Raw genomic sequence first — 24,999 nt, forward strand, 5'->3', positions numbered from 1 at the left:
GGGACAATACATCGTTCCGCTGAAGGCGGGAGGCCGCTCATTGACCTTTGTTACCGCTTCATATTGGCCATCAGTATGCCGTCCAACTTAGCTGCACGGCACGGTCTTTGGGCAAATGAATAGATAAGCATGACGAATCATGGCGGATGATCAGTTACAACGGTTTGTCATGGCGCAGGAGCGGCACTACACAACCGCATTCGAAGAAATAAAGAACGGCCGCAAGCGCAGCCACTGGATGTGGTACATCTTTCCGCAGCTAGCTGGATTGGGGTTCAGTGAAACCTCGCGCTACTATGCGATCCGGGATAGGGAAGAGGCCGATGCGTATCTCCGCCATCCGGCTTTGGGACCAAGGCTGGTTGAAATCTCCCACGAGCTACTCCGTCTTGCCACCGATGATGCGACCGCGGTCTTCGGCTCGCCAGACGACCTCAAGCTCCGATCGTGCATGACGCTTTTTTCAGTGGTGCCTGATGCCGATCCGGTTTTCCAAGCCATACTTGACAAGTATTTCGAAGGCATTCCCGATGGCAAGACCTTGGGTATTCTAAGTCCGGAATAGGCGGGCCGTTGCTTAAATAGTTCTTTTCAGCAACATACGAGTTTAAGGTAGATGAATTGGCGAAATTGACCGATGACCTATCGGCAGTGAAGATTGTCGGTGAGCGTTATACCATAGCAGGCGCTACCAATTAATGGAATTTCTCACCTTTTTCCAGCATTTCTATAATCTCTTTCATACGCTTTTCTCTTGTCTCTTGTTTTTTTGCGGTCTGAAGGCGAAATCCAATGGAGAACAGATTGGTCTTATTGAGACCCCTAAAAAACGCTTCTGCTTTTTTGTTTTTGCTAAGTTCTTTTAGAAAGTCTTCAGGGATAGTCATTTTGCTCGGAGGATCGTATGCCTTTTCCCAACTACCGTCAGCTTTGGCTTTTTCGACAGCCTTTAATCCTGCGGGGGTCATTCTTCCTTCATTAATTAATCTTTCGATATGTCCAATATTTATTTTGGACCAAATACTTTTTGCGTTTCGGGGGCAAAACTTTTGTAGCCATGCTTGTCCGTCATATGCTTGTTTTTGTCCATCGATCCAACCGTAGCAAAGCGCTACGTCAAGTGCTTCAGCATAGCTGATGGTCTTTTTCCCCGAATCTTTCTTGAATATTTTGATCCAAAGACCATATGAGTTATCGTGATTCGTTACGAGCCAATATTCAAATGCCTCAGCTGTTTTGAATTCCATGATTGGAATTGCATTTAGTTTACTCATAAGCTTTTTTTGTTCCATTGCTTACCGGTGGTTCCAAGTTTTTTATAAAGCATGTTATTGTGCCAACCATTTCAAAATTGCTTGAGTTAATTTCGTTTGCCATATTTTATCTTTTAAAGATTAATTAATGATGCAAACTTATTCCTGCTGAGTGACAGCCTTATGTCAGGGTTCAAAAATAGAGTAGTGATAGCGCTCAAAATATTCTTGCAAGGTCATTTATTCTTTCTCATTGATAAGCATCCAAGCAGTTCCGAATTTATCTCGAAACATTGCAAATCTGTTTGCGAAGAATGTGTCTTTCTCGATTTTCATATAAACTTCTCCATCTTTGGAAAGTACTTCATAGATTTCATCTGCCCTTTCCGGCGTATTTGTAATCAATGTAAGATAAGCACTCCGCATTGGTTCGGCTTGAGCAATATCAGAGCCTCTAAGTACATTGCCACCAATTTCCAAAACTGAATGAAGTACTGGTCTTGGCCATTCTTTAGGAAAATTCGGAGGGACTGGATCGTGAAACATCATATTAGTTATTTTCGCTTCAAGATACTCTTCATAAAACTTAAATGCTTCTTCACAACGACCTGCGTAGTTAATATAAAAATCAACCTTAAATGCGTTATTAGTATTCATACTTGCCTTTTTATCAAAAATAAAAAAAAACGCTGATTCAGCGGGTGTCTTGTCCTGACATTGCGTTACATTAACATCTCAGTAAATCACAGTATGTCGTATTCACCCCGTAATGTTGTCGTATTCAACACGGACGGATTTCCAGAAATCACCTCAACTTTGTACCCATGAGTTAATTAAATTTAAACGATTATGGCAACATTTAAGACAACGATCCATTCCGAGGGGAAAAACAAAGCGGGCATCATTATCCCCGATGCCATTATTGAGGAACTGGGAGCAGGCAAGCGACCGCCGGTCAAGGTGACGCTCAAAGGTTACACCTACCGCAGTACCGTTGCGGTCATGGGTGGACGATACATGGTGGGAGTCAATTCGACCGTCCGTGCCGAATCCGGCGTGAAAGGCGGCGACACGCTTGATGTCACGATCGAGCTGGATACGGAAGAACGGAAAGTAACCGTACCAGATGCTTTGCAAAAGGCGCTGGATGAAAATCCGGCGGCAAAGCGTTTTTTCGAGTCGCTTTCCTACAGCAGGCAGCGGGTGCACGCCGAATCGATCGGATCCGCAAAGACGCCGGAGACACTGCAACGGCGGATTGATAAATCGATCAGCGAGTTAATTGCCGGCAAAAAGTAAGTGCCATCATCGGCACGCCGTCGCCCTGCGGTACCGGTTGTAGAAATTCAAATTGCCTTTACGTTCCAGTGCCGGATCAGTAGATCCCTTTGACTGAATTTTTTTTCGAGCTGCACTTTCAATTGTTTCCAATACGCCGTATCCAATGCCTCAGCCATGACCTCGAAAATAGCCAACCTATCTTTCTCTGTATTTTCGTCCGCGTCTTTCCAAAATCCTTCCACGGGCATTTGTTTAAAAATGGTTACCCCGCCGAACTTTTCCTTGAAGGCCGATCTGAGCTCGTTAAAGTAACTTTCCGGAAAATGATCGCCCTTGTTATCCGCTAAGGGCACAAAAACCTGAATCAGTTTCATTTTAAGATAATAGCTTCTTTGTTACGCAATTGCTTTGACGGTCGTCACCGCTACAATTCCATGCAGAGTGGGATTTTCGCGCCATCATCGCATCCGGACATTCTGCCAACAATTCACCGTACCGGTTGTTTTTCCGTATATGAAACAGCAACTTACCATAGCGCAAATAATGGTGGCGCAAACTTCCCTCTTTCCGGCTGAGGAAAAAGCGCTGCGTGGATTCAGCTACATTGAGCCATTTCTGTCCCAAGAGCAAGAACAAGCACTGTTGGAAGAAATCAGCCGGTTGGATTTACATCCACTGATTTTCCAGGGCTATGAAGCCAAGCGGAAAGTAAGGAGCTTTGGATATGATTACCATTTCGACAGCCGGACGATTACAGAAGGTCGGCCGATTCCCGAAGGCTTCACCGCGCTTTTGGAGCACGTAGCGAAGCAACTTAATGTGCCCGCCGCAGATATCAAAGAAATGCTAGTAACCGAATATCCGCCCGGGGCGGTAATCAATTGGCACCGGGATGCACCGCCATTCGACATCATTATCGGCATATCCCTGATGTCTGATTGCAGATTTCGCTTCCGGCCCTACGAGAAAACACGGCAGGGCCGAGGCTCCATCATTACACTGCCAGTGAGGCGCCGGTCGCTTTACGTGCTGAGCGGAGAAGCGCGGAGCGATTGGGAACACAGCATTGCACCCGTAAAGACACCACGGTATTCAATAACGCTGCGAACCCTGAAAATGCTGACCTAAGTCCTCTCGGGAACAGCGGTATGCCGGTTTTTCGAGCTGTACTTGACAAGTACTTCGAAGGCATTTCCGATGGCAAGACACTGGAAATACTAAGTCCGGAATAAAACTTGCCTAACAATCCGGTACCATGCCCATGGTCATGCCAGCTGGACCCCAGATTGGAACGAGTCGCATATCACAACCCGGTCCATTGTCTCCCTCAGTAGGAATTTCCCGACTTGTATTTAACTGTAAATTTAAGGTCGATCCAGCAGCGAAGGCGCCATTAGTCTGCTTAAAAAGTACGTTCACGTTTAGATCCACCTTTCCACGCTGGAAAACCCCATCAAATGCCATGCTTTGACCTGCGTTTTCAAATTGCCCCGCTATCTCCTCCTGGCTAATTACAAAATAATTATCACTACCTTCAGCTTCCAATCTCAATTCGGAGCCATGCATTTTACCCCGAAACTTGAGGTTAATTTCTCCTTCATCATCAAAATCAGCCATAAATACCACAGAAATAGAATCATTGTTACTTTCAATCACTGCCACCCGCCCCTCTCCATTCCAAGTATAATCCGCCACGTTTTGTTGTGATCGAATACCTCGTGCTGTACCGACATACGGTCTGCCGCCATAAAGTGTTTCGAAATTGTCATTCTCAATAACTTTGGATTCGTCTTTAGAACAACCGATAAGTAAGAACCCCAATGCAAAAATAATGAACAGATTTTTCATCGCGCTTTAGTTAAATGATGTCTTCACTAAATTATACGTAAATTTCGCTGTGATCAATACACGAAAACCAGTATTTACATTTTTCATGTCCGTTCTACCTATTTTTAGGTATTTCGAAGATTGTGGATAACTATCGGCCGTTTCGTCCTATTTTTGTGTAGTCAATTATATTCGCATGGAAGAGCTTATTTCAGCTGAACAGAAGCCCGCCTACATCGGTCTGCCGCTACGGATCACATTCGCTGGCTCCGACCATGAACTGCGGCTGCTGCAGAAGGAAGTGGACCGTTATGCCCACACCCTCCGCATCCGGCTCGACGACGAGCCGCATATACTGGTCAATTCAGGTGATGGCTGGCGATTCGAAAGCGGCGCGGACAATGCCGCGTTTGCACAGGCCATCTGGCACGCCGTCTCCCTGCGGTACAGGTTGTAGCCAATATCGGCTGATGGCGCATACGTTGACAACGAACAGAAAAGCAGAATGACATGACGACTTGGGGTAAACAAGCCATTGGCCTATGGATCGGATTAGTCGGGTCTTTTGCCCTATCGGCGCAAACGCACGAAAGGAGTAGTCCGGGCAGCAGTGCCATCGCCATGGAAACCGTCGACAGCGTCGTCCGGCGGTTGATGGATACAGCCGGCGTAACCGGGCTATCCATCGGCGTCATCCATGCCGGTGAGGTGCAGGGTGTACGCGCTTACGGATACGGTTACAAAAACCAGGGGCAATTGAACGATACCAGCACGTTTTTCTATGCCGCTTCGCTTGCTAAGCCCCTGTTTGCTTTTTTGGCGATGCAACTGGTGGACGAGGGGACGCTGGATCTCGACCGGCCGCTGCACGAATACCTGCCACAGCCATTGCCAACATACCGGGAATACCAGGATCTTCAAGACGACGACCGCTGGAAGAGCATCACGGCCAGGCATTGCCTCGATCATACCACAGGCTTTCCCAACTGGCGGCAGCTGAATCCCGATGGAAGCCAGAAACTGAAAATCTTTTTTACTCCAGGCAGCCGGTATGCCTATTCGGGGGAGGGGATGTACCTTCTTCAGTTCGTGGTAGAGAAGATCACTGGGCAGACACTGGAGGAGCTTGCGCAGCAAAAGGTATTCAAACCCTTCGGGATGGGGAATTCCAGCTTTGTGTGGCAGGAACGGTTCGAGTCAAAACATGCTGCCGGGCATGACCACGATGAAAATGTTTTGACCATCATCAAACGGGAAGAAGCCAACGCAGCGGGTTCCATGGTCACCACGATTGCCGACTATACCCGCTTTTTTTCAGCTTTTTTGAAAGGCAGGGGAGTGACAGCGCAATCCAGACAGGATATGCTTTCCCCGCAAATCCGGATTGTGAGCGAACGCCAGTTTCCCACGCTGGCCAGCGATACGACCGACCGCTATGCGTCCATAAGCTTATCCTATGGCCTGGGATGGGGTTTGTTTGACACCCCGAAAGGGCCCGCCTTCTTCAAAGAAGGACACAGCGACGACGGGTGGGAGCACTATACGATCGGATTCCCCGATAACGGGGATGGGTTCGTAATCCTATCGAACAGCCTGAATGGGGAAAGCATTTATAAAGAGCTCGTTGAATGCCTCGCGGGCATAACCATACCGTGGGAATGGGAGGGATACATCCCATACCGGCCAACCATCCGCGTGGCTGAAGCAACGCTGCGGAAGTACGTTGGACATTACACCGGGGCTTTGGCCGTAAATATATCTTTGGAAAACGGACAATTGAAGGTGGAAGCACCGGCGGAGGGGCTGCCGAAAACCAATCTTTATCCTGCTACCGAAACGCGTTATTTCATCAAATCAATGCCGCTGGACGTTGAATTCGTTGAAGTATCCGACGGCAGTGTTATAAAATTGACCATCAGCGCTGGGGATGAGCGCTATGAACTGACCAAAGGCTAAGGCTGACCAATAGATTTATTCTCGATTGCTACCTGCTGTTTGACTCTCCAAGGAATCGCGGGGCAGTTAATGCGAATTCATTTCGTCTTGTTCATGGTATGAAATTGGTTAGCATTATTAATTGTTACAGAAGTTAATAAATATGAACGACATTATCATAACAAACGCAAGGCAAAATAACCTAAAGAATATTTCCGCAAAGATACCCAAGAATCAGATTACGGTTTTTACAGGCGTATCCGGTTCGGGGAAATCATCGTTGGTTTTTGAAACGGTTGGGGCAGAAGCTCAACGTCAGTTCAACGAAACACAGGGCAGTTTTATCAGAAACCGATTGCAACATATTGGAGTGCCGGAAGTAGATAAGATAGAAAACTTGAATGTTCCCATTATAATCAATCAGAGACGGTTAGGAGGAAATGCAAGGTCTACGGTCGGAACAGCCACGGATGTATACTCCTCTTTAAGACTACTTTATTCCCGGATGGGAAAGCCATTTGTAGGGTATTCCAATGTGTTTTCATTCAACAATCCTTTGGGAATGTGTCGGGAGTGTGAAGGGCTTGGTTTTGTGCAGACCGTCAATGTGGATGCCCTTATCGATAAACGAAAGTCTTTGAACGAGGGAGCAATAGCTTTCCCTACTTTTCAACCCGGGGGCTGGCGATTAATGAGATATACGCAGTCGGGCTATTTTGAGAATGATAAAAAGTTGGAGGATTACAGTTCCAAAGAATGGGAACTGCTTTTATACGCTCCCGAACACAAGCCCGAGAATCCGAATAGGAGTTGGTGGAAAACTGCAAAATATGAAGGTGTAATTCCACGTATTGAAAAAGCATTTCTAAAAAAGCAATCGAAGGAAAATATCACAAGAAAAGAGGCATTGAAAACTATTATTATAACGAAGCCTTGTCCGGTTTGTGATGGTAAACGATTGAACGATAACATCCTATCCTGTAAAATCAACGGCAAAAGCATTGCAGACTGTACGGCACTTTCGATAGACGAACTGTTTGAGTTTGTCAGTTCTCTACAGTCCAAAACTTATGAAATTATACTTATCGAACTTAAAAGAAAGCTCGAAAACATCATCAGCATCGGATTACAATATTTAACCTTAGATAGAAAAACGGATACACTATCTGGGGGAGAAAGCCAGAGAATAAAAATGGTAAGGAATCTTGGGAATAGTTTAACAGACTTACTCTATATTTTCGACGAGCCAAGCATAGGACTCCACCCCAAAGACTTACAAAATATCACGTCCATCATTAAACAGATAAGAGATAAGGGGAATACGGTACTAATTGTTGAGCACGATCCCGATTTGATTAAAATCGCTGATTGGATTATTGATATGGGACCAAAAGCAGGTGAACATGGCGGAGAAATTATCTATGAAGGCAAATTTGAAGGGTTAAAAAAGTCAAAGGGAAAGACCGGCTCATATTTTACAAAAAAAATTGAAATTAAAGATAGACCAAGAACTGCAAATGAATATTTAGAAATTGAAAATGGTAATTTGTATAATCTTAAAAACATCAATTTAAAAATTCCTCAAAAGGTAATGACTGTAGTTACCGGAGTGGCCGGGTCAGGCAAAAGTACGTTGATTAACAAGGTGCTACCCCAATTTCATCCCGAAATAAAGATTATTGATCAGTCTCTATTTGCGACAAACATACGCTCCAATCTGCTTACCTATTTAAATTTATCCGACGATATAAGAAAGCGGTTTTCAAAAGCAAACCATGTATCCGATAAACTTTTTAGCAGGAACAGCGAAGGCGCCTGCAAAAATTGTAAAGGAATCGGTGTGGAAAAAATTGATTTGGCGTTTATGGACGATATAGAACAACCATGTGAGGTATGCGGAGGTTCCGGTTTTAAACCACAGGTGTTAAAGTATCGTTATAACAATAAAAATATTGTAGAGATAATGGATATGACCGTTGAGGAAGCGATCGGATTTTTTCCTGATGAATTGTACTACACATCTTTTGATACGCTGTTTAAATTGGGGTTAGACTATCTAACATTGGGCCAACGGCTAGATAGTTTTTCAGGCGGGGAAAGACAGCGCCTGAAATTGACCAAAGAATTGAAACATTCCCATAAAACGATAGTCCTCGATGAGCCAAGCACGGGGTTACATCCCAGCGATACCCAAAAACTCTTGGATTTTATGGATAGCTTAGTTGACAATGATAATACGATCATTGTTATAGAGCATAATCTTGATGTTATTGCTCAAGCAGATTGGGTAATTGATGTTGGTCTCGGTGCGGGCAAATATGGTGGAAACATTTTGTTCACAGGTACTGTTTCCGACCTGTTAAAAGACAACATTTCAATAACGGCTAAATATTTGAGGCAACATTTATGAATTACTCCAAGCATGCGGAACTTCCAATAATGCCCCGGGGGAAACATTCGCCAACAATTCCGTCGTGCTGGTTGTTCTCCCGTATATGGAACAGCAACTTACCATCCCCTTGCTCAAGCAGCTGCAGGCCAAGGGTTACACGATGCTCGTATCCGAGCAACGTGCAGGCGGCGACGACACGTGCGTCGTTACACCCCAAAAGTGGGACGTAGAGGAATTCATCACCGGCGACCTCGCCAAGAAAGGCGAGGATTTCGAACTGCTTATCATCGAAGACGAGCTGCTGCAGCAATGCGCTGAGGAAGACCTCAAGCGCTACCGGGTGGAGCTTTGAAGCGAGAAATAATTTACGGCCTGGCAAAATAAATACACTGTTTTTCCGTTTAAGCATTAGGTTTAGGTTGATAGCCCCTAACCCCATTGGGGCGGACCCGTTATCTTACAAAAGGTAACGGGTTTTTTTTCGAAAGCGCGTTTATTGATTAACATATGCCACACCCTGTAAGCACTCTTTTAGTCTTCCTATTGCTCTGTACCGCTTCGTATGCCTACGGGCAGGAATTGCAAAACCAAAAACCGAATATCCTGCTGATCATCGCGGACGATCTTTCCAAGACTTTGCCGCTTTATGGCGACAGTACCATTACCACACCGGGCATGGATGGCCTGGCCGAAGACGGCGTGGTCTTTGAGCGTGCCTACTGCACTGCTTCTTCCTGTACCCCTTCCAGGGCGAGCATCCTGACAGGCAAATACCCTCATCAGCTGGCCGAAGGGGGTAACCTGCATGGAACACTCCATCTGAAACACGAAAATTATGCCCGTATCTTGGCTGAAAACGGATATCGCGTAGGTCTGGAGGGAAAGGGTTGGGGGCCTGGCAACTTCCAGAAAGGAGGTTATCAGGAAAATCCCGCAGGCAAATCCTACCCAAGTTTCGAGAATTTCATGCAGGATCAGCCAAATGATACGCCTTTCTGTTTCTGGCTAGGCAGCTACGACCCGCACCGGCCATACAACCCATCGCTCAAAGAAAGTCTGGGCATCGATTCCATGAAAGTGAAGGTGCCGGCATGGTTGCCGGACAGCAACGTGGTGCGCGAGGACTTCCTCGACTATTACGCGGAATCGAAACGTTTTGACCAGACCATAGAAAAAGCGATAGCGCTACTCAAAGCAAAAGGAGTTTATGATAAAACCTTGATTGTGATCACGAGCGATAACGGAATGCCCTTTCCAAGAGTCAAAGCGAATGCCTATGATAGGAGTACCAATATTCCGCTTATTATGCGGTGGGGCAGGCATTTTAAAGGAAGGAGAACCAGCGAGATGGTTAGCCTGGTCGATCTGGCACCGACTTTTCTCTCGGCAGCAGGCATAGCGGTGCCAAAATCAATGGAAGGCCAATCCCTTTTATCATTGCTTGAAACCGGCAAAAGCAAACATCCGCGTGCCGAGATTTTCAGCGAAAGGGAAAGGCATGCCTACGTACGGGCCGATAATCTGGGCTATCCGATGCGGGCAATCCGGACAGCGCGCTTTCTATATATTAATAACCTGCGTCCGGATCGCTGGCCTGCGGGGGATCCGGAGAATCGGGAATCAAACAGGTTCTTTGGGGATATCGATGATGGGGATACAAAGAAACTTTTGCTGGAAAATAGAGATGACCCTGCGTATGAAAAACTACGTTTATGGAATTTGGACAAAAGAGCCGCAGAAGAACTGTATGATCTGCAAAAAGATCCCGATCAGTTAAAAAATCTGGCGAAAGATTCGGGCTACGCCAAAGTTCGCCAAGAACTGGCCTCTCGTCTAATGAAATGGAGAAAGGATACAAAAGATACAGTGAACGATACCGAAGAACCTTTTGATCACTATCCGTTCTATGGCAAAATACCTAAACGCCCATAACAGCATACGTCCACGCATCAGACCGCGAGTTGCTGCAGTATCCCGCAATAACTTACCGTATTCATAATAAAATCCTTTTGTGGTGGATTCAGGAGTTTCTTGTCATGGCGGTATTCAATGTAGATTTGCATCCTTTTTTGCCTTCCCAGTCAAGGGATCCAAAACCCTGCGTTCCTTTCTGCGGAATCCTTTGTAAACCTCGAACCACAACACCGAGACCGCGGCTAGGGCCAGACAAATTCCCAATTCGGAAACCCGCAGGGATGTCACGTCAAAAAATCGGGAAAGCGGCTTTACGTATAGGATGGCAAAGAGCATGACCAGCACCAGCACGGTGATGCCGGTGAGCAAGAGATTCCGGCTCATGAAACGCTCAAAAATGCTGTAGTAGAACGAGCGGTTGGCAAAGCTCAACAGGATATTTGCGAAAATCAGCGTGGTAAATACCATCGTTCTCGTTTTTTCTTCGCTTCCGCCAGCCTGGGTAGTCAGTTGGTAGGCTAACAGCACACCGGCAGTTATGACCAACCCCTGGACGATGCTGATCATCAGTTCACGCCCGTTTAAAAACGTGTCGGTCATAATCCGTGGCGGTCGCTGCATGGCGTCTCGTTCCATGGGTTCATTTTCATAGACAATGGAACAGGTGGGCCCCATCACCAGCTCTAGGAATATGACATGGACCGGGGTAAAGATCTGTGGGAATACCCACCCCAGAAACAGCGGCAGGGAAACCGTCAAAATGATGGGGATGTGGATGGAAATGATGTATTGGATGGCTTTTTTGATGTTGGCATAAATCCGCCTTCCAGCGGCAATGCCCGTGATCAGCTTTTCCAGATCGTCGTTGGTGATCACCAGGGCCGCGGCCGATTTGGCGATTTCCGTCCCTTTATTGCCCATGGCCACCCCGATGTGGGCCGCTTTCAGGGCGGGACCATCGTTTACGCCATCGCCCAGCATGGCTACCACTTCGCCCCGTTTTTTCAGTGCGTTCACCACAGCCAGTTTGGCTTCGGGAAACATCCGCGTAAACAGCGTGGTGCGCGCCGAGAGCTGCATCAGTTCTTCTTCCGAATGATTGATGATCTCGGCACCGTTTACAGGTTGGGTATCGCTAACGATGCCTGCCTGGGCGGCGATGGCGTTCGTGGTATCGGCATTGTCGCCCGTGATGACTTTGACAGCGATCCCGGCGTCGTAAATCCGTTGGAATACGTCTTTGATGCCTTTCTTGGGTGGGTCGTAGAAGACGGTCAGCCCCAGGAATTCAAAGACGAAATCCTGCTGTTTTTTGGGGAAGTCATCCCCTTCGAATTGGGATTTAGCCACACCCAGTATGCGGTATCCCTGCTGGGCGAATGTTTTGATCCGGTCTCGTACCCGTTCTTTTTCATCGGCGGAAAGCCGGGACACGCTGAGGATGGCTTCGGGGGCACCTTTGGCCGCAATGATCCGGTTTTTGTGGGCATCGGCAAATAAGTGCGTCATCATCGGAGGTTTCCCTTCGAGCGGATATTCATGAAACATATGGTAGTCGCCCCGCAGGTCGCTCGGCTGTGTTTGCTCGTAGACGTTGTGAAGCGTTTTCTCCATGGGGTCAAAAGGGGCAGGCTCACTGCTCCACATGGCATAGCTAATGAGGGTCGACAGCTCCGGATCGCCGAAGGATGGCGTGTCGTAGGTCTTGTCGGTCCGGAAATCATACAGGTTGATCAGCTGCATCGAGTTTTCGGTAATCGTACCGGTTTTGTCGGTGCAGATCACCGTGGTGCTGCCCAATGTTTCCACGATGCTGCTTCGCTTGATGATGATGCCCTGCCGCATCAGTTTCCAGGCACCCAATGCCATGAAGGTGGTGAACGCAACTGGGATTTCTTCGGGCAGTACCGACATAGCCAGCGTCAGCCCGTTGAGGAGGCTTGCAACGAAGTCGCCGGTCTCGTAGTACCGGAAGATGCAGACCATCAGGAAAATGACAATGCCGATAATGGCCATCGTTTTTACGAACCGGGTGATTTGAAGCTGTAGGGGGGAGGGTTCCGCCTTTATCGTCAGCAGCGACTCGCCGATCTTGCCGATACGGGTTTCCTTCCCGATTTCTGTTACTTCGAAGACGGCCAGCCCGGAAACGGTGAGCGTACCGCTGTATACCCGGTTGTCTTCCGACCGGCTGTCCTTGAATACGGAGAAGCTCTCGCCGGTAAGCGACGCTTCATTGACGGAGAAATCGTTGCTGTGTGCAATGCGTCCATCGGCATTGATGATTTTTCCTTCTTCGGTGATACAGAGATCGCCCACGGCAATCTCGTGGGTGGGGATGTCGACAACGGTTGAATTCCGGATCACCCGGCTCAGCGGTTCGTTGAGCTTTTCCAGCGCTTCCAGTGCTTTTTTGCTGCGGTTATCCTGATAGAAGGAAATGGCAGAAACGGCAACGATGGCCGCAAACATAAACGCCGCTTCGCCGTAATCGCCCACAATCACGTAGATGAGTGAGATGACAACGAGTAGGATCAGCATCGGTTCTTTGACGATATCGATGAGCAGCGACAGCCACGAGCTTTTCCGGACGGTGGCTAACTGGTTATAGCCGTATTGCTTCCTGGAAGCAGCTACTTCGCTGTCGGTGAGGCCTTTTAGATGGCCGGGGATGTGGTAGGGCATACTGCTGAACGTGATGACACGTTAAAGTTACGGATTATTCCGTCGCGTTGGGCATGGGTTGTCGCCGCCACTCCGCCATGCCGCCCGAGAAATTCTGCACATCTTTGAAACCCAGGGCAGCCAGTAACGACTGGGCAATGGCTGCCCGTGCGCCGCTTTGGCAATGGATAACCAGTTGTTTGCTCCGATCCAATTCGTCCAGGTGGTCGGCCAGCGTACCGACAAACAGGTTGATGGCCCCCGGTACATGCCCTGCCGCGTATTCAGTGGCGCTGCGGACATCGACCACTTGCACATCTGCGTTGCCAAGCAACGACCTGAAGGTATCCATGTCGATGATGTTGCGCGTTTCCAATGTAAGCCCGAGGTCATCCACGCCAGATATATATCCGAGGATGTTGTCCAGGCCGATGCGCATGAGCTTGCGCGTCAGGTCTTCAACCTGTGCATCGCCGGCCACGAGTACGATCTGTTCGTGGTACCCCACCAGCCAGCCCACCCATGTGGAGAACGACCGGCTGTTTTCGATGCCGAGGCTTCCGGGGATGGCTCCGGTAGCATGCTTGATTTTGGGACGGGTATCAATGATCTTGGCACCGGCCTGGTATGCCGAAAGGAATTGGTCTTTCGTGAGCTTTGGATGCTGCGGTACTTGGGTCAACAGCGGGCGATCCACCTTGTTGAGCTTTTTCATCGTAGCAAAATACGTCGGCGGTTCGGGTTGTCCGGTGAGCAGGTAGTCGGTAAACCCCTTTTCGTCGTTTTCGAAACGGAACGCCCAGTTCCGTATCAGCTCATACCCTACGGTGGTGCTGGGTACCGCACCGAGCGCTTTTCCACAGGCCGATCCGGCACCATGCCCCGGCCATACCTGTACGTAAGGGGGTAGGTTGCTGAATTTCGTCAGCGACTGGAACAATTGGTGTGCACCGATATCCTGTGTCCCAATCAGTCCCGCCGCTTTTTCCAGCAGGTCCGGCCGGCCAATGTCACCCACGAAGACAAAGTCGCCGGTAAAGAGCATGATCGGCTCGTCCGTGGCCGGATGGTCGCGCAGCAGGAAGCTGATGCTTTCCGGCGTGTGCCCCGGCGTGTGGATGACCTCCAAAGTGAGGTTGCCCACCTTAATAATGCTGCCATCGCGCAGCCCTTCGTGCGCAAATTGGTACTGCCAATCGGGCCCGCCTTCGTCCGAAAGGTACGTCGTTGCCCCGGTGAGTGCGGCGAGTTCGCGTGTGCCGGATAGGAAATCTGCATGGATATGCGTTTCCGCGACATGCGTAATGCGGAGGCCATTCTGCTTTGCAATGTCAAGATAGGTGTCGACGTCGCGCTTGGCATCGATCACGATGGATTCGCCGGTCGCCTGGCACCCGATCAAGTAACTACCCTGAGCGAGTGATTGATCATAAATGTGTTGAAAAAACATAGCTTTTTATTTTATTGAGTCAAAAATTGAGCACGTCACTTTCTACTTTATTAATGTGGCAAGTTATCCCGCAGTTTACCATACATCCAGGTGCCCGCAATCGCACTGAGCAGCACTACGGCCACCACAGTGGCGCCCGTGCCGATCTGTACAAACAGTGGGCCCGGACAAGCACCCGTAAGGCCCCAGCCTAGACCGAAGATCAGTCCCCCATAAATCTGGCCTTTGTTGAATTTTTTCGGAGTGAAGGTGATGGGCTCGCCATAGATGGTCCTGATGTTAAACTTCTTGATCAACCAAACGGACAGGATACCCACGGCTATCGCCGAACCGATGATGCCATACATGTGGAACGATTGCAGGCGAAACATTTCCTGGATACGAAACCAGCTGATTACCTCGGCCTTCACGAAGACAATCCCGAATAGGACACCCACGATCAGGTATTTGATATTGTGGTACCATTTGTGTTGCAGTTGCGATTCATTGATGCATATGGTATCCTGCGCGCGTATCTCGAAATCCGTATTTCCTGTTGCTGAATTATCCATTAGCTGTTATCCTAAAATAAATGGTAGAAATAGATTGGCCATCAGAAAGCCGCCGATCATAAAACAGACGGTTGCTACGAGCGAAGGCCATTGCAGGGTGCTCAGTCCCATGATGGCGTGCCCGCTGGTACACCCTCCGGCATAGCGGGAGCCGAATCCGACGAGGAATCCACCGCCGACCATCATGATGAGCCCTTGTGCCGATAGCAGGTAATCCCAGTTGTATAGCTGTTTCGGCACCATGCTCGAATAGTCGTTGATGCCATATCCGGCAAGTTCGCCGACAAGGTCGGGATCGACCACGATGGGGTTGGGGTCTGCCAATAGCCACATAGCGATGACTCCGCCACCGAAAGCGCCGAGGACGAAAAAAAGATTCCAGAGCTCTTTTCGGTAATCGTACTTAAAGAATTTGATGTCTGACGGGAAGCACATCGCACAGGCGTGGCGCAGATTGGCCGAAATACCGAAATGCTTGTTACCGAGAATCAGGAGCGTGGGCACCGTAAGCCCCACCAACGGGCCGGCGATATACCACGGCCACGGTTGTTTCAACCATTCAATCATAAACGTTTATTGATTTTTTTATTCATTATACAAAGATACCAGCGATGGTTGCCTCGATTCAGTGACTTCAGTCACCTTCGGATATGATCCTTAAAGAAAAAGTTCATTAATTAAAATATAAATGCTCATGAAAAGCACAAACCACCCAAAACCTTTCTGCAATTTATATCCCGACACCCTGCCGGAAATCCCATTGCCCACATAGAATCCGAGGACGGCCAGTCCGGTAACCAGCAGCAGGAATCCCCATTCGATGGGCATATTGGCGACGTCTCCGGTAAAGCCAAGGAGGGATTTGGCCGCGATGATCACCAGGGAAGTACCCACGGCCTTTTTCATGGACAGCTTGGTCAGCAGTACCAGCGCGGGGATAATCAAAAAGCCGCCACCGGCGCCAACCAATCCCGTGAGTGTACCGACCAAAACACCTTCCAACATGATCAAGGGATAATTATACTGGATTTCAGCATCGTCCGGACAGTCCTTACAGGGCTTTTTCCGGATCATGGAGATGGACGCGGCAAACATCATTACGGCAAACAACAGCATGATAGCCGTGGGTTTTCCGACGGTAAAATCGCCTATGGTGAAAATCGTATCCGGGATGGCCGGAACTAAAAACTTGCGTGTGGCATATACCGCGGCTATGGAAGGCATGCCGAAGATAACGGCGGTTTTGACATCCACCAATCCCTTGCGGTATTTGGGCCATGCGCCTACAAGACTCGTAGCGCCTACGATGAATAGCGAGTAGGCCGTTGCCGTAATGGGAGGGAGGCCAAAAAGATAGACCAGTACAGGCACGGTGAGTATGGAGCCACCACCACCGATAAGGCCCAGGGCGATACCGATAAACAATGAAGCGAGATAACCGACAATTTCCATTTTTTTGCGATCGTTGTAAGTAACCATCGCAAAGGTCGTCGTCGGATAGCCCGTTGTCGGTGACTAAGGTCACATGGTTCACATTAAATTGTCATCATCAGTTCCGTAGTTGAATGGAATTGCGCTGGAGTACGACGTTGCCATGCTGTTCCATCTTTTTCAGCAACCGCGAAATTACTTCGCGTGAAGAGCCCAAGTCACTGGCAATCTGTTGGTGGGTGGTGTACAGTTCCTTGGAACCATGCTGTTTACTAAGCTTTTCGAGGTGATAGGACAGCCGTTCGTCCATGCTTTTGAACGCAATATGGTCGATCACCTCCAGCAATTCCTCAAAACGCGAACGATAGGTTTCCAACACAAAGTAATACCAGGTTTTGTAGTCACGCATCAGGTCGTCCATCATCGCAATCGGAACCAGCAATGCCGTGGTATCTTCAACGGCAGTGGCGAGCACTTCACTTTTTTCCTGTTTGGTGGCGCATATCATTGACAGCGCGCAAGCACTGCCCGGTTCCAGGTGGTAAACGAAGAACTCACCACCGTCGTCTCCCTGCCGATATACTTTGACGAGCCCTCCCACAAGCAGCATGGTGGACTTGAAATATTGCCCGGTCTGCATCAGCTGTTCGCCGGCGGGGAAAGTTTTAATTGTGCATCCCTTGGCCAAAGCATTTTTAAGTTTCGGTTCGAAATGGCTGAAATAGTTATTTAGGTAGTCTTGTATGATCGCTTTTTGCATGATGGCCATTTTATTGCTTAATTTGAGGTTGATAAAGTTACGCGTTTTGAGATGCCAGACAAAAATTGAAATTCGATGTTGACAAAAATCATTTCATCCGGAAGGGGACGTGTACATCGCTTTAGAGACCGGGAGGGTTAAAAACCCACAATTGACGTTGTCTATTTAACTCTTAAAGAGTTAATTGCAATAAAATGATGCCAACATTCGTTATACTAGTTTATAATTTAGGTTTATAATTGGTTAGTTAACAAGCCCCGATTCTCCCCGTTTCGGGGCTTTGTTTCTTACCGACTCTTATAGCGATCATATCTTCTCTTAGTATCTTCAATGGAATCTGAAAGCTAGAATATGAAAAAGTCTCAAGCGACTGCCCTTTCCCCGCTTTTGACAAGCCCTACCTCAACAGCTGAATATTAAATTACCAACCGGTCAGACACTCGCAAACCAACCCGTAAAAATCACAAATCATTAACTTGTTATTTTTTTAAATCACTCCTATTTAAGACTTTGTCCTATAGGTAGGTGAGTGCTTAATACAATCCTGTTCCAAAGATTGATGGTAATTACGGCAGCTATAAGATCTGCAATTTGGGCTTCGCTAAAAAATTGTAAGGCATTGGAATAGGTTTCATCTGATAATCCATTTCGATGGATTAATGTTACTTCTTCCGTTATTGACAACACTACTTTCTCTTCTTCTGTAAAAATACCCTCAGCTTCTCTCCAGGCATTCAATAGAAAAATACGCTGATTGGTTTCACCATTTTTAATGGCATCTTGAGTGTGAATATTGATACAATAGGCACAGCCGTTGATTTGTGAAGCACGTATTTTTATAAGTTCTTTGGCTGTCTTGGATATAGATGACTGAGAAGTATAGATTTCTAATCCAACCATCGCTTTTAGTGCATTTGGAGCCGCTTCCTTAATGTTAAATCGTTTTTGCATTGTACTATTTTTTTAAAATTGTTCCATACAAAATTGAATAATAAGGAAATGAAAGAACTTAAACTGGTTTAAGAAAGAGGCCTCTTGCGTATTTCGCTTAAATATTCGGGAGTGAAACCCAAATAAGAAGCGATTAAATATTGAGGAACACGTTGCACAAAATCGGGATGATTTTTAACCGCTTGGAAATAAAATTCTTCTTTCGAAAATGAAAAAAGGAATTTAACACGTTTTTGAGCTGCTGCAAAGGCACGCTGGTAAATAAAACGGAAATAGCGTTCCATTACCGGAAATTTCTCGAGTAGCTTTTCCTGTTTCTCTTGAGTGATATAAAGCACTAGAGATTTTTCTACAGCTTGGATATAAAATTCTGTGGGGACGTTGCGTTCATAGGCAAAGTTATCAGTAAGCCACCAAGTTTCAATGGCAAATTCGGTGGTCTGTTCAACTCCTTTCTCGTTGATGTAAAATTTTCTTAGTAAACCAGTCAATACAAAATAATGATGCCTGCAAATCTGCCCTTCCTCTAATAGATTTTCCTTTTTAGCCACCTCTTTCGTGTCAAAGAATTTTTTGATTTCTTCAAATTCATCATTAGAAATTTGAACGAACTTTTCTATATGTTGCTGAAATATTAAAGACATTAAATGTTAATAAATGTGTTGTGAGTAACAAAAATACAAATTAAATCCCTCACTATTAATTACCTTAAGCCAAGCCCCAAAAACTCCTGTTATTCAGAAGGGCCCAACGTCTCTGTTATACGTGTGGTTGTGCTTTTCGTAATAGCCTTATTGCTCTACACATTGGCTACCTGCGGAGGTAATATAATTACTCAAATAGATCTTCTTTGTTAAGGCTATTAATTGAATTTTTCCTTGCCCATAGAAAAAATATAAAATGGATAGTTAGGAATATCCCCCAGATAATGGCTGTTGCATAAACCGTTTCTATTTGCTCGTACTGCGAATTCAATCCAAAAGCGAACCACAATACGGAAACGCTATTATGAACTAAATATGTGATGAAATGAAATCTGAATCCAACGTCGTAAACGGGTAGATACGCTCCATCTTTTCTGCCAAAATAAAGCCCGCCAATGAACATGGCAATTCCGTATGAAACCGCGGACAAAATAATGGCAATTGATGATCCATCTTCTATTCCAAAGCTCAAAAAGTATCGGAATATTATCGTTAATCCTGTTGCCGTTAGCGCAAATCTTAAAAGACAGGGTGTTATTGCTTTCATAATTTATGATTTTAAAAATTTTCTAATTTCCTCTGAATAAAGTAGACTAATGTTTCTGCTTACGAACCGATTAAAAAGCTCATTACCTAAATCTGTTAAATAATAATATTTTCTTTCTGGGCCTTTCATTCCTTTTCGCAGTTCGTATTTCAACACGTCGATGTGCTCATACTTTCTCAGCGCACGATACAAACTCTGTTCCTCGCATGTTATGGTTCCGTTAGATTTCGTTTCCACAAATTCCTTAATTTCCTCAACATATTTTTCACTTTCTCGGAGTGAAAGGAAAATCCATAAGGTAAGCTGTCCCTTTTTGTACGTATCTTCCCAAGAAGATAGTAGATCCTTTAGTTTTCCTTCATTTCCCATATTGTTGCATTTGTATTATACAAGTTGTATAATACAAATGTAGTACTAATTTTTGGTTTTCAAAATAGTTGGTGTTTTTTTCAAATATGTGCTGTCCGATTTACGGCTGGTCGAAGACACACATATCAAGCTGCGAGACCATCGGCAACGCAAAAGGTCGTGATACTTGCCACGCATGTGAATCTGCATCCGCCGGCAGAAAAATCAAATAGGTGTAGTGTTTTCTATCTTAAGCCACTAACTCTGGAAAGAAAAGTTTTCAATGTTGGCGCAGACTAAGTGAGCAACGATTTTTACCGGATAGGTAACTTATCACTAAAATGCCGCCAGCGATTCTCACTAAAATGCCGTCACTAATATAGCCCCTAACCCATTGGATCGGACCCCTCCCCGTACTCAGGAGTCTTCGTTGTCGGCCAAAAAGCTAAATAATTCCATTTGCAATTTTGGTAATCCGCTATCCATTTCTTTTTAGCTTTGCTACCCTTGTTTTTGATAAGTTCTTGCGTTTAATATAAACAACACCCATTTTTCCCATCGCTAAAAGTAGAATTGATTTTGTGTTTCTATAATGTGTATAGTTTATATGTTTTGATTTAAATAAAACAAAGAAATAAAGAAGATTTCACGCATTAAAGTTAAAATACACTGGCGCGCATAATCGGAGTTTAGCGACGTAAAACAAAGGTCAAGTATGAAAATTAAAAGATGCCTACACACTATTGCGTAAACAAACTTTCAATTCTCTCGTATTCGTAAGGTATTAATTCTTGCTTTAATTCTTTCAGGAAATCTAATGTGGTTGCACGTTTCGGATATTTATAATTCGTCATAAAATTTTTGAGTATATTGTTCAATCGTTGTTCTCCTATTTCTTCTGAAAGCTTCACCATTACTATTGCGCCTTTAGAATAAGATAAGTGTGTGTGTTCGGATGTTACTTTGAACAGTGGCTGAAGTTCGGAAAACCCTTTTTCTGATTGATAAATCTGTTCGTGTATCTTCAACCGCTTTTTCATCTCCTTTTCGCCATATTTTTCTTTGTATAGCATCATTTCTGTATACATAGCCAACGATTCGGTAAGCATTACGGCCCCTTCCCTGTCATCGGGCGAAATCTGGTTGTTTCCCCACCAGAAGTGGGAAAGTTCGTGAGCAACCAATTCGTTGATAACATCTTGGCCTTTGTTGGCCTCTACATTGGTGTGAAAAGCCATGTTTTCTGTCATAAAGATTGCCGATGGATATGCTGTGGCGCTGAAACCTGCCGTGAAAGACGACACTTCTACAAACGACACCGATTTAAACGGATAATCACCAAAATTCCGGGTACAGTAATCCAGCGATTGTTTGGCATCTTCAATCAGCCGGTTTACGTTTTCAAAATGGGAGGGATGATAAAAAACCTTGACTTCTATACCTTTATGAGCCGCTTTTTTAACCGCATACTCCGCTGAAGAAACTGCAAACCGGAAGGGAATATCCTGAACATTGTACTGAAAATAATTTCGGTCGCCCTGTTTCCATTGCTTCACCAATTCCCCAGTTCCAATGGCTGTTTGACGGGATGTTGTGGAAACTGTTATATCCAAATCAATAAAATCTTGAAGATTGGTTTCCGGGGCTTCCAATTTTTTAATTCCGGTAGGCTCACCAAGGCCAAATTCAACCCTTTTGTCTTTTTTATTTTCCGGGATTTCATATCCTGATTGATAACCAATTGCCGGAAAGTATCGACTTATACGCATAAAAGAACCATTTTCGAAGATGGCATTCATCGGGTCGTGGCCGTTAACCGAATGCCATTGGTAACGCAACGAAAAATCTAATTTCGCTTCGTTTCCGGGAGCCAATGGTGTGGTGAGTGTCAAGACTTCCGTCTTTTCTTTTAGTTCAGACGGTTGGCCGTTGAATGTAAAAACCGCCTTTTTCAATTGAAGGGCTTCGTCAAAATTGAATAGGATACTGTTAATAGGTTGTCCGGTTAGGTTTTTTATTGAATACGTTCCGTCAATGGTATAAGCATTTTCAGAGGGGTATAAATTTATACGGGTTTTAACCGCTACCACTGTGGGCTGTGGAAGATTTTGATACGTACGGTACTTCTTTTCGTAGTTGGCAGATTTCAGGAATTGGGTGTTTTCATCTTTGGCCAAGTAGCCTTTTTGAAAATTGCTTCCAGTATAGAGAACAAGTCCCAAAGCAATTATGTTTATTATGATTTTGGGGAAATTGAATTTTTTTCTTTTCAAATAATCGAGCATCAACCAGAAAATGAGAAGAACACCCAAGCCAAACAAAAGCCGCTGAATAAAATTGTTCAGATAAATGCCATACCCCAAAAAATCACTATAAGCACCATTATAGCCCGTTAAAAACCGAAATAATGGAAACCGGATAAGGGTTTTGGAAAGAGGAGAGGCAAATATTATGGCAAAAACGACCGAAACCGCCAATGCGTGATATTTTCTTTTCATCACCGCGTTTAACAATACGGCAAACCCCGATAAAAGTATCAGTGGGAAAATATTAAAAACGAAGACACCCCAATAAGCGGTCACATCGAAATGCAGGTAATTGAATACCCATTGAAAAACAACCGCTTCCAAAATCAATAAAAGTAAAAGAACAATGAGAAGGACAGAAATACTCAACCAATGTGAGCCTGTTTTTACAAAAGAGAAATAGGTTGTGTTTTCCACCAATGAAAAATTGGAGGTGCGACTACGCCAATAAAATTCGTTAACAAGGTAAACTGATATAAATACGCCAAGCGAATAAAAATTCTTGTTGATGGTTTGTGCCATTAATCCGGAACTTGCATAGTGTTGGGGAAAGCGGATGCCTTGGTCAATGGCGGCATATATTTCCATGCCCACATAAAACAGTATAAGCAGACAAATGGCGTAAAAAGCGATGCTTTTAAACGCATAAATCAAATCTACTTTTGTATATGAAAGGATGCTTTTTATGCTGCTGGCCCGATGATAATTTTGTCGGATAGTTACGGGGTTTGCAGTTAGGGGGTTAAAACCTGCTTTTTGGATAATCCGAAGGCTTTTACTTTTTCCAAATCGCTTATTTCCCGCCCTGAATGAAAAATATTTTATTGAGATAGCTATTAGAAAAAGGGAAATAAATGAGATTACCAATCTGTTAAACAGAAAGATACCCGAAAGTGGAACCAAGGTATGATTACGTTCTGCCACTGTGAAGTTCCTGGCTTGGTAGAAATAGGAGGAGAGGCCAAATGGGTCGGTTATGGCCGAAATTGTTTGGGCAGCTTCCGATTGGGGTAATGCGCCTGCCATAAAGGGCGAATCCGAATAAAGCAATACAACCATGTACAAAACGTAGAGTAATAACCCACCAATAATAACGGCCATTTTGTTTCGAGTAAAAACACCTAAAAAGAACAAAACGCTGCATACAATTAAGGAATTAACAATTCCCAGGACTATCAGCGGATAGAGATAATAGGATAAATGAAAACCGGGGTTCATCTCAGTTCCGGTCCGTAAGTTTTGACCGATAATAAACCCAAGGGTCATAAATAAAAAACATAGAAAGGTTAATGCGAAGAAGGAAAGAAACCTACCTAAAACAAAATGGTCCTCTTTGACGGGCGTAGAAAATACAATTAAATCGAAACGGGAATCCCTTTCCCGAAACAGCAATTGACCTGCAAAGATAGTGGCTATAAAAACGAGCGATAGGCTTAAAAACCCCAACATAAATCCGATAGTGTAGGCTCCGTTCAGGAAAATGCCTTCCCCAACAGTAAGGTTGAATTGGTAACCTGCATATAGACCGGCTCCCATCAACAAAAGGAGCACAATATACCCGGTTGGTTTGCTGAAAGACCTGATATCGAAAAGCAAAATCGGGTTCATTGGGTAGAATTTGTTTTAAGGTGATGAAAATAAACGTGTTCCAATGTCGCCGATGCTTTGGTAAAACCTTCGGGGTGGTGTTCAGAGAAAATATTAACACAAATTTCCCCTTGTTTAAACTCGTAATTGATAAACGAATGCCCTGTTTTGAATTCTTGAAATTGGACATGGGTCATTGCTTTTTGCCAGATTTTATTGTCAATCTTTGTCATCAATTCTGAAGGAGCTCCAACACACAATAACGTTCCGTTTTGGATAATGGCCATTTGGTAACAAAGGTTTTTTACATCCTCTACCAAATGTGTGGAAAGGATAACAATCCTGTTTTTGCTAATTTCACTAAGCAACAGGTTTAAGCGGTTTCGTTCTTCGGGGTCGAGCCCTGCGGTGGGTTCGTCAACAATAATGATTTTTGGGGTGCCCAAAAGTGCCTGTGCCACCCCAAAACGCTGTTTCATTCCACCCGAAAACGTATGTACTTCCCGGTTTCGTTGTTCATATAGATTGACCTTATTCAGCAGTTCATTAATTTGTGCCTTTCTCTCGTTTCTTTTTGTGATGCCTTTCAAGATTGCCAAATGATTGAGCAAATTATAGGCTGAAACTTTAGGATATACCCCAAAATCTTGCGGAAGGAACCCCAAATGCTTTTTTATTGATGAGGGGTCATTTAGGACATCTTCACCGTTAAATAGAATTTCACCACCATCTGCTTTTTGCAGACCAGCAATCGTTTTCATCAACGATGATTTTCCCGCACCGTTTGGTCCTAACAGCCCAAACATCCCGTTCCCAATTTCGAATGAAATATTATCAATGGCTCTCACTCCGTTTGGGTAGGTTTTATGGAGACCAGAAATACTTAATATGTTCATTTTTCATCTTTTTTATATTCCAAAATATCACCGGGCTGACATTCCAAAACTTTGCAGATGGCTTCGAGCGTTTCAAAACGGACTCCTTTGGCTTTTCCTGTTTTTAAGATGGAAAGGTTAACGGTAGTAATCCCGATTTTTTCGGCCAATTCCTTGCTTTGCATTTTACGCTTGGCCAGCATCACGTCTAAGTTTACAATAA

25 protein-coding genes are annotated in these 24,999 nt (G+C 45.3%); 8 read left to right on the forward strand and 17 right to left on the reverse strand.

What is annotated here, in order from left to right; all coding sequences use genetic code 11:
* The first annotated feature begins 139 nt into the window (after positions 1-139).
* Positions 140-565, forward strand: a complete 426-nt coding sequence (locus IEV98_RS11230; RefSeq protein WP_188505919.1) for a DUF1810 domain-containing protein — start codon at positions 140-142, stop codon at positions 563-565.
* A gap of 130 nt (positions 566-695) precedes the next feature.
* Here the strand turns inward: IEV98_RS11230 and IEV98_RS11235 are convergent, their stop codons facing one another.
* Together IEV98_RS11235 and IEV98_RS11240 are read right to left on the reverse strand one after the other, a co-directional pair.
* On the reverse strand, positions 696-1,292 hold the full coding sequence (locus IEV98_RS11235; RefSeq protein WP_229738688.1) for a YdeI/OmpD-associated family protein: 597 nt from the start codon (positions 1,290-1,292) through the stop codon (positions 696-698).
* Between the two features lie 201 nt (positions 1,293-1,493).
* Complete coding sequence (locus tag IEV98_RS11240; RefSeq protein ID WP_188505920.1) at positions 1,494-1,910, reverse strand: VOC family protein; 417 nt, start codon at positions 1,908-1,910, stop codon at positions 1,494-1,496.
* 192 nt (positions 1,911-2,102) lie between these two features.
* On the opposite strand from IEV98_RS11240, the gene IEV98_RS11245 reads away from it, so the two are divergent.
* On the forward strand, positions 2,103-2,552 hold the full coding sequence (locus tag IEV98_RS11245) for a YdeI/OmpD-associated family protein (RefSeq protein WP_188505921.1): 450 nt from the start codon (positions 2,103-2,105) through the stop codon (positions 2,550-2,552).
* Positions 2,553-2,599: 47 nt separating this feature from the next.
* On the opposite strand, the gene IEV98_RS11250 is transcribed toward IEV98_RS11245, so the two are convergent.
* The gene (locus tag IEV98_RS11250; RefSeq protein WP_188505922.1) at positions 2,600-2,908 is read right to left on the reverse strand and encodes a hypothetical protein; all 309 of its coding nucleotides are present in this window, start codon (positions 2,906-2,908) and stop codon (positions 2,600-2,602) included.
* A gap of 139 nt (positions 2,909-3,047) precedes the next feature.
* On the opposite strand from IEV98_RS11250, the gene IEV98_RS11255 reads away from it, so the two are divergent.
* The gene (locus IEV98_RS11255) at positions 3,048-3,662 is read left to right on the forward strand and encodes an alpha-ketoglutarate-dependent dioxygenase AlkB (RefSeq protein ID WP_188505923.1); all 615 of its coding nucleotides are present in this window, start codon (positions 3,048-3,050) and stop codon (positions 3,660-3,662) included.
* Positions 3,663-3,773: 111 nt separating this feature from the next.
* On the opposite strand, the gene IEV98_RS11260 is transcribed toward IEV98_RS11255, so the two are convergent.
* Positions 3,774-4,382: a hypothetical protein gene (locus tag IEV98_RS11260; RefSeq protein WP_188505924.1), complete on the reverse strand. Its 609-nt coding sequence runs from the start codon at positions 4,380-4,382 to the stop codon at positions 3,774-3,776.
* A gap of 175 nt (positions 4,383-4,557) precedes the next feature.
* On the opposite strand from IEV98_RS11260, the gene IEV98_RS11265 reads away from it, so the two are divergent.
* From IEV98_RS11265 to IEV98_RS11285, 5 genes are all read left to right on the forward strand, one after another.
* Complete coding sequence (locus IEV98_RS11265) at positions 4,558-4,818, forward strand: hypothetical protein (RefSeq protein ID WP_188505925.1); 261 nt, start codon at positions 4,558-4,560, stop codon at positions 4,816-4,818.
* 53 nt (positions 4,819-4,871) lie between these two features.
* Positions 4,872-6,317 (forward strand): serine hydrolase domain-containing protein, encoded by a 1,446-nt coding sequence (locus IEV98_RS11270; protein ID WP_188505926.1) that lies wholly within the window; start codon positions 4,872-4,874, stop codon positions 6,315-6,317.
* Positions 6,318-6,459: 142 nt separating this feature from the next.
* A complete protein-coding gene (locus IEV98_RS11275; protein WP_188505927.1) occupies positions 6,460-8,706 on the forward strand; it encodes an ATP-binding cassette domain-containing protein in 2,247 nt (748 codons plus the stop codon).
* Between the two features lie 85 nt (positions 8,707-8,791).
* On the forward strand, positions 8,792-9,040 hold the full coding sequence (locus IEV98_RS11280; protein ID WP_188505928.1) for a hypothetical protein: 249 nt from the start codon (positions 8,792-8,794) through the stop codon (positions 9,038-9,040).
* A 155-nt stretch (positions 9,041-9,195) separates the two neighbouring features.
* Positions 9,196-10,620 (forward strand): sulfatase family protein, encoded by a 1,425-nt coding sequence (locus tag IEV98_RS11285; RefSeq protein ID WP_188505929.1) that lies wholly within the window; start codon positions 9,196-9,198, stop codon positions 10,618-10,620.
* 114 nt (positions 10,621-10,734) lie between these two features.
* Here IEV98_RS11285 and IEV98_RS11290 read toward each other — a convergent pair whose 3' ends face one another.
* From IEV98_RS11290 to IEV98_RS11350, 13 genes are all read right to left on the reverse strand, one after another.
* Positions 10,735-13,287, reverse strand: coding sequence for a cation-translocating P-type ATPase (locus tag IEV98_RS11290; protein WP_188505930.1), 2,553 nt, complete (start codon positions 13,285-13,287; stop codon positions 10,735-10,737).
* A gap of 34 nt (positions 13,288-13,321) precedes the next feature.
* Positions 13,322-14,716 carry an MBL fold metallo-hydrolase gene (locus tag IEV98_RS11295; protein WP_188505931.1) on the reverse strand — a complete coding sequence of 465 codons (1,395 nt, stop codon included), beginning with the start codon at positions 14,714-14,716 and terminating at the stop codon, positions 13,322-13,324.
* Positions 14,717-14,766: 50 nt separating this feature from the next.
* A complete protein-coding gene (locus IEV98_RS11300; RefSeq protein WP_188505932.1) occupies positions 14,767-15,267 on the reverse strand; it encodes a DUF6691 family protein in 501 nt (166 codons plus the stop codon).
* A 6-nt stretch (positions 15,268-15,273) separates the two neighbouring features.
* Positions 15,274-15,834, reverse strand: a complete 561-nt coding sequence (locus IEV98_RS11305; RefSeq protein WP_188505933.1) for a YeeE/YedE family protein — start codon at positions 15,832-15,834, stop codon at positions 15,274-15,276.
* Between the two features lie 90 nt (positions 15,835-15,924).
* Complete coding sequence (locus IEV98_RS11310) at positions 15,925-16,719, reverse strand: sulfite exporter TauE/SafE family protein (protein WP_188505934.1); 795 nt, start codon at positions 16,717-16,719, stop codon at positions 15,925-15,927.
* Positions 16,720-16,816: 97 nt separating this feature from the next.
* On the reverse strand, positions 16,817-17,458 hold the full coding sequence (locus IEV98_RS11315) for a Crp/Fnr family transcriptional regulator (RefSeq protein ID WP_229738689.1): 642 nt from the start codon (positions 17,456-17,458) through the stop codon (positions 16,817-16,819).
* Between the two features lie 498 nt (positions 17,459-17,956).
* The gene (locus tag IEV98_RS11320; protein WP_188505936.1) at positions 17,957-18,409 is read right to left on the reverse strand and encodes a carboxymuconolactone decarboxylase family protein; all 453 of its coding nucleotides are present in this window, start codon (positions 18,407-18,409) and stop codon (positions 17,957-17,959) included.
* 68 nt (positions 18,410-18,477) lie between these two features.
* Positions 18,478-19,053, reverse strand: a complete 576-nt coding sequence (locus IEV98_RS11325; protein ID WP_188505937.1) for a Crp/Fnr family transcriptional regulator — start codon at positions 19,051-19,053, stop codon at positions 18,478-18,480.
* A 187-nt stretch (positions 19,054-19,240) separates the two neighbouring features.
* Complete coding sequence (locus IEV98_RS11330) at positions 19,241-19,660, reverse strand: hypothetical protein (protein WP_188505938.1); 420 nt, start codon at positions 19,658-19,660, stop codon at positions 19,241-19,243.
* A 3-nt stretch (positions 19,661-19,663) separates the two neighbouring features.
* The gene (locus IEV98_RS11335) at positions 19,664-20,029 is read right to left on the reverse strand and encodes a PadR family transcriptional regulator (protein WP_188505939.1); all 366 of its coding nucleotides are present in this window, start codon (positions 20,027-20,029) and stop codon (positions 19,664-19,666) included.
* Positions 20,030-20,748: 719 nt separating this feature from the next.
* Positions 20,749-23,865: an ABC transporter permease/M1 family aminopeptidase gene (locus IEV98_RS11340; RefSeq protein WP_229738690.1), complete on the reverse strand. Its 3,117-nt coding sequence runs from the start codon at positions 23,863-23,865 to the stop codon at positions 20,749-20,751.
* A 53-nt stretch (positions 23,866-23,918) separates the two neighbouring features.
* Positions 23,919-24,797: an ABC transporter ATP-binding protein gene (locus IEV98_RS11345; protein WP_188505941.1), complete on the reverse strand. Its 879-nt coding sequence runs from the start codon at positions 24,795-24,797 to the stop codon at positions 23,919-23,921.
* Positions 24,794-24,979: a helix-turn-helix domain-containing protein gene (locus IEV98_RS11350; protein WP_443094353.1), complete on the reverse strand. Its 186-nt coding sequence runs from the start codon at positions 24,977-24,979 to the stop codon at positions 24,794-24,796. The genes IEV98_RS11345 and IEV98_RS11350 overlap by 4 nt, the downstream gene beginning before the upstream one ends.
* Positions 24,980-24,999: the final 20 nt, after the last annotated feature.

This window comes from Parapedobacter pyrenivorans (genome assembly GCF_014636865.1).
GTDB classification, from domain to species: domain Bacteria; phylum Bacteroidota; class Bacteroidia; order Sphingobacteriales; family Sphingobacteriaceae; genus Parapedobacter; species Parapedobacter pyrenivorans.